Source organism: Hymenobacter terricola, assembly GCF_017921975.2.
Taxonomy (GTDB): Bacteria; Bacteroidota; Bacteroidia; order Cytophagales; family Hymenobacteraceae; genus Hymenobacter; species Hymenobacter terricola.
On the sequence record NZ_JAGEMO020000130.1, the window covers coordinates 1 to 10,455 of the forward strand.

A 10,455-nucleotide genomic window follows, 5' to 3' on the forward strand; every position below is an offset into this window, starting at 1 on the left:
CGCTGCGGCCCGGCGAGCAGCGCACGGTGAGCTTCCCCCTTGCTCCGGCTGATTTCTCGACCATCGACGATGCGGGCCACCGGGTCGTCAATCCCGACGCCTTCACCATTGCCGTGGGCGGCCGGCAGCCGGGCAAAGCGGCCGGCCCCGGGCAGGTGGTGACGCAAGCCTTCCAGCTCACAGGCAAACCGCAAACGCTGAAGCTGTAAACACTATTTCTCTCACTCAATCCAAATTCCCACGCATGAAAAAGCTTTACTTAACACTGCTGATGGGCACTGGGTGCTGGTCGGCCGCGCAGGCCCGCGACTGGTACGTTTCTTCCGGGGTGAACTCAAACGGCGTGGCGGCCGGCGTGGACGACACCAACCCCAACAACCCCAATCGCGGCACCCTGGCTACCCCTTTCAAAACCATCGGGTTTGCGGCCACGCTGGCGCTGGCCGGCGAAACGGTGTACGTGCGCCAGGGCACCTACGCCAACACGGGCACGGCCGGCAGCGTGTTCACCATTAGTAATTCGGGCAGTGCCGTCACCAACGGGGCCATTACGTACCGCTACTATCCCGGCGAAGCCCGGCCCCTGCTGCAATTCAACACTTACACCGGCATCAGCGTGGCGAACGGCGTGAAATACATCGTTATCGACGGCTTCCGCATCCAGGGCAACAACCCGGCGATTACCAGCGTCATCAACGGGGGCAACACCAGCTACGCGCTCAACCAGCCCCGGAGCTGCAACACCCACGCCGGCGCGGCCGACCCCATCTTCAACGGCGTGGGCATCAGCATCGGCAGCAACGGGGCCACTACGTTTGCCAACCACATCACCGTGCGCAACTGCGACATCTACGACTGTGGGCAGGCCGGCATCACCGCCATCGAAGCCGACTATATTACCATCGATAACAACAAGGTATTCAACAATTCCTGGTATACCGTTTACGGTTCCAGCGGCATCTCTGTGCTCACCAGCCGGGGCGACGGCAGCATCAGCCCGACCGGCTACAACTTCACCATCACGCGCAACAAGGTGTTTGGCAACGAGTTGCGGGTGCCGTGGTACAATCAATCCGACAACACCTGTAAGGGCTTTACCGACGGCAATGGCATCATCATCGATACCAACACCCAGTACAGCTACACCGGACGCACGTTGATTGCCAACAACCTGGTGGTCGATAACGGCGGGGCAGGCATCACGGCCTTTCAAAGCGATAAGGTCGACATCATCAACAACACCACCTACCACAATTCCAAGACGACAACCAACGACGCGGGCGAAATAGTGGTGGCTTACAGCCACGATGTGCTGCTCCAGAACAACATCGTGGCGGCCTCGGCCACGAAATTTACCAGCACCTACAAGTACAGTGGGGCCATCGTGCTCAATGCCAATTTGTTCAGCAGCGGCAAGGGCTCCAATCTCGTAAATAACGACGGCTCTTATACGAACAACACGCCCCTGTACAACGACCCGCTATTCCAGGCCGCCGGCACCAATCTGACCACGGCCGACTTCCACCTGAAGCCCGGCAGCCCGGCTATCAATTCCGGCCTGAACAGCAAACTCTCTGCTTCGGACCTGGACGGCAACCCGCGGCTGGTCGGCCCCGATCCCGACCGGGGAGCCTACGAGTCAAACGTGGTGGCCCGGCAGGCCCTGGCCAGCAGCGCGGACGCGCCCGCCGCCATCACCGCCACCCTGGAAGCCTACCCCAACCCCTTCACCGCAAATACGATTTTGCGCTACACCACCGCCCGGTCCGGCCTCGTGCGCCTGGAAATACTGGATGGCCTGGGCCGCCGCGTAGCGCTGCTGGTGGACGCAGAAGTGCCGGCCGGCACCCACGAAGCCGTGTTCGCCACGGCCTTGCTCCGGGGCCTGTACCACGGGCGCCTGACCACGCCCACCGGTACCCGCGCCTTGAACATCGTGCGCGCCGAGTAAGCGGATACCGGGGCCAGCTACCAGGCTCACGGGCTGCCGTCGGGGCGGGGCTTGCCCCGATACCAATTTCAACTACTCTATTCTCATGAACCTGACCACTTTATTGCGCAGCCTGCTGGTTCTGCTGCTGGCGGCGCTGGCGGCCCGCGCGCAGCCGGCGGCCGTGGCCCCAACCGGCCCGATTGGGGCCGCGACCACCGTGCCGGCCCACCCGCGCCTGCTGCTGCTGCAAGGGCAGGAGCAGGCCATCCAGCAAACCATTGCCGCGGATAAAACCTGGCGGGCGGTGCATGAGAGCATCATCGTGGAGTGCGACAAACTGGTGGCCCTGCCGCCGCTGCAGCGCATTAAGATAGGCAAGCGGCTGCTGGACGTGTCGCGCGAGTGCCTGCGCCGCGAGTTTTATTTGGCCTATGCCTGGCGCATGACGCGGCAGGAAAAGTACCGGAAGCGGGCCGAGCAGGAGCTGCTGGCCGTGGCCGCGTTCAGCGACTGGAACCCCTCGCACTTCCTCGACGTGGCCGAAATGACCACCGGCGTGGCCCTGGGCTACGACTGGCTGTACCAGGACCTATCCGAACCCACCCGCGCCACCATCCGGGAGGCCATTCTGAAAAAAGGGCTCGAACCTTCTTTTGGTCCCCAAACCGTCAATTGGCTACCGAGCCCGAGCAACTGGAACCAGGTCTGCAACGCGGGCATGGCCTTTGGGGCGCTGGCCATCTACGACGAGCAGCCGGTGCTGGCCCGCACCGTCCTCAACCGGGCCATCGAAACCGTGGTTATCCCCATGCGCGCTTACGGCCCCGACGGGGCCTACCCCGAAGGCTACAGCTACTGGAGCTACGGAACTAGTTTCAATGTCCTGCTTATCAATGCACTGGAAAAAGCCTTTGGGCAGGACTTTGGCCTGAGCCAGCAGCCGGGCTTTCTGAAAACGGCCGGCTACCTGCAAAACATGACCGGCCCGTCGGGCAATGCCTTCATGTACTCGGATTCGTGGCCGGCCGGCGCGGCGCAACCCGCCATGTACTGGTTTGCCAATAAGCTCAAAAACCCCTCGCTGCTGTGGGTAGAACGGACCCGGCTGGTCGCGTCCGATACCACGCGGCAAACCCGCGACCGCCTGCTGCCCGCCCTCATGCTGTGGAGCAACGGCGTGGCGCTGAACGATATTCCCGCACCCGCCGCCACGCAGTGGGTGGGCAGCGGCCCCAACCCGGTGGCCCTCATGCGCACCTCCTGGACCGACCCCAACGCCCTGTACATGGGCCTGAAAGCCGGCTCGCCCGCCGTCAGCCACGGGCACATGGACGTGGGCTCCTTCGTCTTCGAAGCCGATGGCGAGCGGTGGAGCATGGATTTTGGGGCCCAGGAATACGAGTCGCTGGAATCGAAGGGCGTGGACTTGTTCGGCAAGCAGCGCTGGGACGTGTTCCGGCTTAACAACTTTTCTCACAGTGTGCTAACCGTCAACAACGGGCTGCAGGCCGTGAAGGGTGCCGCCGTGCTCACCGGCCACTCTGCCGCGCCGAACTTTCAGAGTGCGACCACTGATTTAAGTGCCCTGTACCCTGCCCTGGCTGCCGCGCAGCGCGGCGTGGCCCTGGTGGAAGGGCGCTCGGCCGTGGTGCGCGACGAGCTGACCGGCGGCCCGGCCGCCAGCACCGTGCGGTGGGCCATGCTCACGCCGGCCACCGTGAAGCTCCTCAGCCCGACCACGGCCGAACTAACCAAGAACGGCAAAAAGCTGCTGCTGCAAGTAGCCGAGCCGGCCAAGCTCACCCTGCGCACCTGGCCCACGGCAGGCCCGCACGCCTACGACGCCCCCAACCCCGGCACGACCCTGGTTGGCTTCGAGGTACCGGTTCCCGCCAATGCGAAAATGACCCTCACGGTGCTGCTGGTGCCGGGCAGCGCGGGCCGCAAAGCCCCCGCCAAGGTGCTGCCGCTGGCGCAATGGCCCCAGCAGACTTCCACTTCGGCCGGGCAGTAAGGCGATTTACTACGTGCTGTTACGCAGTCGGCAGCGCGTCGCAGACGCACGCCAGCACCCTAATGCGTAATATCAGTTACTACATAACGCTGCATTCGATGCTTACAAATTCCTTCCACCGCCTTGCCCTGGCCTGTGGCCTGGCGTGTGCGCCGGCCCTGGCGCCGGCCCAAAGCCCCGCCAAACCGCACCCGAAAACGACTTCCGCCCCCAAAACGCTGGTGCTGACCAAAGCGGCGCTGCAAAACAAAATCAAGGGCGGCTGGGCCGGCCAGACCATCGGCGTGACCTACGGCGGGCCGATGGAGTTCAAGTACAACGGCACGATGATTCAGGAGTACCTGGCGATTCCGTGGTACGACGGCTACCTCAGGAAAACGATGGTGGAAAGCCCCGGCATTTACGACGACCTGTACATGGACCTCACGTTCGTGGAAGTCATCGAAAAGGAGGGCCTCGACGCCCCGGCGGCTTCCTTCGCCAACGCCTTTGCCCACGCGGGCTACGCGCTGTGGCACGCCAACCAGGCCGGGCGCTACAACATTCTGCACGGCCTGGCCCCACCGCAGTCGGGCCACTGGCTCAACAACCCGCACGCTGATTGCATTGATTACCAGATTGAGGCCGACTTCGCCGGGCTGATGTCGCCGGGCATGCCCAACGCGGCCTCCGCCATCAGCGACAAGGTGGGCCACATCATGAACTACGGCGACGGCTGGTACGGCGGCGTGTACCTGGGCGCTCTGTACTCGCTGGCTTTCACCTCCTCCGACATCCCGTATCTGGTGCGGGAAGCCCTGAAAACCATTCCGGCCCAAAGCAACTACCACCGGTGCATCAGCGACGTGATTCGCTGGCACCAGCAGTACCCGCACGACTGGAAACAGACCTGGTTCGAGGTGCAGAAGAAGTGGAGTTCCGACATCGGCTGCCCGGACGCGGTGTTCCAGCCGTTCGACATCGACGCCACCGTCAATTCGGCCTACGTGGTCATTGGCCTGCTCTACGGCGAGGGCGACTTTACGAAAACGATGGAAATCTCGACCCGCTGCGGGCAGGATGCCGACTGCAACCCCTCGTCGGCGGGCGGCATTCTGGGCACCATTCTGGGCTACGACCACATTCCCGCCTACTGGAAGCAGGGCCTGGCCGAGGCCGAGCCGCTGGACTTCAAATACACCAGCACCTCGCTCAACGACGTGTACGACATCGGCCTGCGGCACGCCCTGCAAGTGGTGCAGCGCAACGGCGGCACCGTGCGCGGCGAGCAGGTGACCATCCGCGTGCAGGAACCCACGCCGGTGAAGTTCGAAAAGAGCTTCGAGGGCCACTACCCCGTGGGCCGCCTCATCGTCAACAAGCCGCTGAAAGATGAATACAGCTTTGGTTTCGATGGCATCGGCTTCGTGGTGAAGGGCGAAGCCACGCGCACGGACGCGCCGCCGGGCTACGTGTTCAAAGGCGAAGTGTACGTGGACAATCAGCTGCTGGAAACGGTGGAGTGGCCCACTGATTTCACCACCCGCCGCTACGAATTGGCCTGGAAATACCAGCTGCCCAAAGGCCACCACACCGTGCGCCTGAAACTGCTGAACCCCACCCCCGCCTACGAGTGCCGGGTGAAGGAAGTCCTGCTGTATTCGGACCAGCCCACGGCGGCCCTGGCAGCCACTAAAAGCCCATCCAAATAGACACAGCAAAAAGCACGGTCATGCTGAGCGTAGTCGAAGCATCTCTACCGCGCGGGTAATCCAATCGTCGGGATTAGTCACGCGGTAGAGATGCTTCGACTTCGCTCAGCATGACGGCCTGATTCAGGCAGCTCCATCCACCCATCCACCCCCAGTTTTCCCTTTCTCCACTCATGTCCATTCGCCGCCTTGCGCGTTTCTATAAATCCCTGCTATTGAGCGGTTGGCTGGGGTTGCTCGGCTTCTCCAGCCCCGCGCAGGACCGCCAAAAACCGGCGGAGCCGCCTTTCACGCAACCGGGCACGTTTGCCGTGGGCTGCAACTACTGGGCCTCCTACGCCGGCACCCACATGTGGCGCGACTGGCGGCCCGATGCCATTGAGCAGGACTTCAAGCAGCTCTCGGCCAACGGCATTAAGGTGCTGCGGGTGTTTCCGCTGTGGCCCGATTTTCAGCCCATTCACCAGATTTACGGGGGCGAGGGCGCCCCGAAATACATCGGTTGGGCCGATGGACAGCCGCTGCCGCCCACCGGCGTCGGGGCCAATGGCATGAGTGAGGCGCAGCTCCAGCACTTCGAAGTGCTGGCCACTTTGGCACAGAAATACAAGCTGAAGCTGATTGTGGGCCTGATTACGGGCTGGATGAGCGGGCAGCTCTACGTGCCGCCGGCGCTGGAAGGCCGCAATATTCTCACCGACCCGGAGTCGCTGACCTGGCAGCAGAAATTCATCACCACGTTCGTGCACCGGCTCAAAAACCAGCCCGCCATCGTAGCCTGGGACTTCGGCAACGAGTGCAACGTGATGGGGAAAGTCGATAACCATTATCAGGCCTACCTGTGGTCGTCGGTGCTGGCCGGGGCCATCAAAAGCGAAGACCAAACGCGGCCCGTGGTGTCGGGCATGCACAGCCTGAGCGCCGAAAACGACGCCCCCTGGCGCATCGAGGACCAGGCCGCCACCACCGACGTGCTGACCACGCACCCGTATTCGCTCTGGACCAAATACGCCAGCCAGGACGGCATCAACACGATGCGGACCATCCTGCACGCCGCGGCCGAAACGCGCCTCTACGCCGACCTCAGCGGCAAGCCTGCCCTCACCGAGGAAACCGGCGTGATGGGCCCCATGACCGGCGGCGAAAAAGAGAAAGCCGCTTTCGCCCGCACCGCCCTATTTTCCAACTGGGCCCACGACTGCAAAGGCATGCTCTGGTGGTGCGCCTACGACCAGCTCAGCTTCAACTACCCGCCCTACAACTACGCCTCGGTAGAGGCCGAACTGGGCCTCATCCAGGAAGACCGGACACCCAAGCCCGTCATGCAGGAGCTGAAAACCTTCAGCCAATTCATCGACAAGCTGCCCTTCAAGGCCCTGCCGGCCCGCCAGACGGAAGCCGTTTGCATCCTCACCGAAGGGCAGGACACCTGGGCGGTGGCGTACAGCAGTTTCGTGCTGGCCAAGCAGGCCGGCTTCGATTTCCGCTTCCAAAAAGCCGGGCAGGAGCTGGCCGACGCACCGCTCTACCTGCTGCCATCGCTCAAGGGCATCGAGCCCTTCCACAAAGACTATTGGTTTAAGCTCCTCGACAAAGTGAAGGCGGGCGCCACGCTCTATATGTCGTTGGACGACGCTTATTTGCCCACTTTCAACGGGCCGTTGGGCGTGGAAGTAAGCACCAACAGCAAGCGCCGGGGCAGCCTGCCGTTTGCCGCCCGGCTGGGCGGCGACAGCCTGAAATTCAGTGCTAACTCGGAGCGCAAGCTGGTCATCAACCCCCGGCAAGCCACGGTGCTGGCCCGCGAAGCCGACGGCAACCCGGTACTGCTGCGCGCCACCCTCGGCAAAGGCAGCATCTACCTGCTCACCTTCCCGCTGGAGCAAAACCTGACCACGCTCACGGGGGCTTTCGACGCCGGCCAGCCGGCCTACGCCGCCATCTACCGGGAAATGGCCCGGCCCCTGCTGGCCCAGCGGGTGCTCACGCAGGCCAACCCGTTCGTGGGCGTCACCGAGCATTCCCTCGGCCCAAATGAGAAAGTGGTGGTGCTCATCAACTACAGCCCGGAAAGCAGTGCCACCACGCTGCACCTGAAAGAAGGCTGGAAAATAGCCGGCAGCCTCTACGGTCCTCAACCGGCCACCACGGCCCTGACCCTCCCGGCCAACGACGCGCTGGTCCTGACGCTGCGCCGGAAGTGACGCCTTAGTGCCTTTCCCAATAGGCCCTTGAAATTGGCGGAACGTCATGCTGCGCTGCGCGCAGCATGACCGCTCGGTTGGATAGGGCCTTGTTTCGCGCCGGGCGGGCCACCTGAACGTTTTTAGTTTCCCTATGAAAAAAAGTGCGTTGCTGCTCTGCCTGCTGATAATCAGTCACCTGAGTCAAGCCCAAACCATTTATTCGCCCAGCCGCAAGCTGGCGCTCACCTTCGGCCTCAGTCCGGCGGGCGAACCAACGTATAAGTTGACCTTCGGCCCGAAAATCGTGCTGAAAACCAGCCGGCTCGGGATATTGATTCAGGACCAGCCCGGTTTTGCGCGGGGCCTGACGGTGGTGCGCCGCGATTCGAGCCAGCACGACGATACCTGGACGCTGGTGTGGGGCGAAACGAAGACCATCCGCAACCACTACCAGGAGCTGGCCGTGACCTTGCAGCAGGCCGCCCCGCCCCGGCAGCGGGTGGTGCTGCGCTTCCGCGTGTTCGACGACGGGCTGGGTTTTCGCTACGAGTTTCCTACGCAGCCCAACCTGAAGTATTTCACGGTGACGGATGAGCTGACGGAGTTTGCCCTCGCCGGCGACCACAAGGCCTTCTGGATACCCGGCGACTACGATACCAACGAGTACCCCTACACCACTTCGCGGCTGAGTGAGGTGGACAACGCGGCGCTGGTCAAGGCCTCGACCGCGCTGCCCGTGCGCGCCGCCCCCGATGCGCAGGCCGTGGCCACGCCCCTCATGCTCAAGTCGGTCGAGGGGCTGTACGTGAACATTCACGAGGCGGCGCTGGTCAACTACCCGGCCATGCAGCTGCACGTCGACCGGGCCAGCTACTGCCTCACGGCCCGCCTCGTGCCCGATGCCGTGGGCACCAAGGCCTACCTGCACGCCCCCGACCACACGCCCTGGCGCACCGTGGTGGTGAGCGACAACGCCCCCGCTATTCTGGCTTCCCGGTTGATTCTGAACCTCAACGAGCCGAGCAAAATCACGGAAACGAGTTGGATAAAGCCCATGAAATTTGTGGGCGTGTGGTGGGAAATGCAGGTGGGCAAAAGCACCTGGAGCTACGCCAACAGCGCCGACACCCTCGACGCCACGGGCCAGCTCGTCCCGCACGGCCGCCACGGCGCTAACACGGCTAATGTGAAGCGCTACATCGATTTCGCCGCCGCGCACCACATCCCCGGCGTGCTGGTGGAGGGCTGGAACGTGGGTTGGGAAGACTGGTTCGGCAACTGGAAGGAAGGCGTGTTTGACTTCGTGACGCCCTACCCCGATTTCAACGTGGCGGAAATCCAGCAGTATGCTAAAAGCAAAGGCGTGAGCATGATAATGCACCACGAAACCTCGGGCGCGGCCACCAACTACGAGCAGCACCTCGACACGGCCTACCGGTTTATGAACCGCTACGGCTACCCGGCCGTGAAAACCGGCTACGTGGGCCGCATCATTCCGCGCGGCGAGCACCACGACGGCCAGTGGATGGTGAACCACTACCTGCGCGTGGCCCACATGGCCGCGCAGCACCACGTCACGGTGGACATGCACGAATCTGTGCGCCCCACCGGCCTCTCGCGCACCTACCCCAACTGGCTGGCCAACGAAGCCGGCCGGGGCAACGAGTACAACGCCTTCAGCACCGGTAGTCCGCCCGAGCACGAAACCATTCTGCCCTTCACCCGCCTCATGGGCGGCCCGATGGACTACACGCCCGGCATCTTCAAGCTCAAAAATTACGAGCCCAACCACCCCGAGCGCCAGGTGCACACCACGCTCTGCAAGCAGCTGGCCCTGTACGTGACGCTGTATTCGCCTTTGCAGATGGCCGCCGACTTACCCGAAAACTACAGCGAGCACCCCGACGCCTTCCAGTTCATCGAAGACGTGCCCGTGGACTGGGACGACACCCGCATCCTGGCCGCCGAGCCGGGCGACTACCTCACCACCGTGCGCAAAGCCAAGGGCAAAGACGAGTGGTACCTCGGCAGCATCACCGACGAAAACGCCCGCCAGCAGCCCATCAAGCTGGATTTCCTGACCCCCGGCCAGCACTACGAAGCCATCATCTACGCCGATGGCAAGGGGGCCGACTGGCAGCAAAACCCCACGGCCTACCAGATTACCAAACAAGTGGTAACGAGCAAGTCGGTGCTTACGCTCCGGCTGGCCCCCGGCGGCGGTGCGGCCGTGAGCTTCAAGCCAATAGCGGGAGGCCAATAACCCCTGAAACGAATGCGCGGCCGTTGTGTGCCGAGTAAGCGGCGCGTGAAGCGCCAACAGCGGCAGTGGACCAAAAAAGGCGCGCACCTGCTCGTACAGGCCTGCACCAAGGTGCTCAACGAGGAGTGGGAGGAGTGTTTTCGCCAACAATACCCCGGCTTCCGGCCACTGCCGGCGGTGAACCCTGCCAATGGCTGCTTAGCCCAATTGCCCCACCCTTTTTGATGCTCTCTGCACAGTTTGTTAGCAGCACGGAAGTCCAAGCTTGGCCATATTGTCTTCAGCAAAAAAGAGCCGGCGATTGCCGGCTCTTTTTACTTGTTGAATAACGAATGAGAACCTATTCCAGCACGACTTTGCGGGTGAGG

Annotated in this window: 6 protein-coding genes and 1 pseudogene; all 7 read left to right on the forward strand. The window is 62.9% G+C overall.

The window, feature by feature from the left end:
* On the forward strand, positions 1 to 209 hold a 209-nt coding region (locus J4G38_RS26725), incomplete at its 5' end, for a fibronectin type III-like domain-contianing protein (protein WP_226163935.1).
* A gap of 35 nt (positions 210 to 244) precedes the next feature.
* Complete coding sequence (locus J4G38_RS26730; protein WP_210522127.1) at positions 245 to 1,951, forward strand: right-handed parallel beta-helix repeat-containing protein; 1,707 nt, start codon at positions 245 to 247, stop codon at positions 1,949 to 1,951.
* 85 nt (positions 1,952 to 2,036) lie between these two features.
* Positions 2,037 to 3,947, forward strand: a complete 1,911-nt coding sequence (locus J4G38_RS26735; protein ID WP_210522126.1) for a heparinase II/III domain-containing protein — start codon at positions 2,037 to 2,039, stop codon at positions 3,945 to 3,947.
* A gap of 98 nt (positions 3,948 to 4,045) precedes the next feature.
* Complete coding sequence (locus J4G38_RS26740; RefSeq protein WP_210522125.1) at positions 4,046 to 5,638, forward strand: ADP-ribosylglycohydrolase family protein; 1,593 nt, start codon at positions 4,046 to 4,048, stop codon at positions 5,636 to 5,638.
* Positions 5,639 to 5,811: 173 nt separating this feature from the next.
* Complete coding sequence (locus J4G38_RS26745; protein WP_210522124.1) at positions 5,812 to 7,842, forward strand: glycoside hydrolase 5 family protein; 2,031 nt, start codon at positions 5,812 to 5,814, stop codon at positions 7,840 to 7,842.
* 133 nt (positions 7,843 to 7,975) lie between these two features.
* Positions 7,976 to 10,087 carry a glycoside hydrolase family 97 protein gene (locus J4G38_RS26750; protein WP_210522123.1) on the forward strand — a complete coding sequence of 704 codons (2,112 nt, stop codon included), beginning with the start codon at positions 7,976 to 7,978 and terminating at the stop codon, positions 10,085 to 10,087.
* Positions 10,088 to 10,114: 27 nt separating this feature from the next.
* Positions 10,115 to 10,312 (forward strand): annotated as a pseudogene (locus J4G38_RS26755) (hypothetical protein); the annotation flags it as partial.
* Positions 10,313 to 10,455 lie beyond the last annotated feature (143 nt).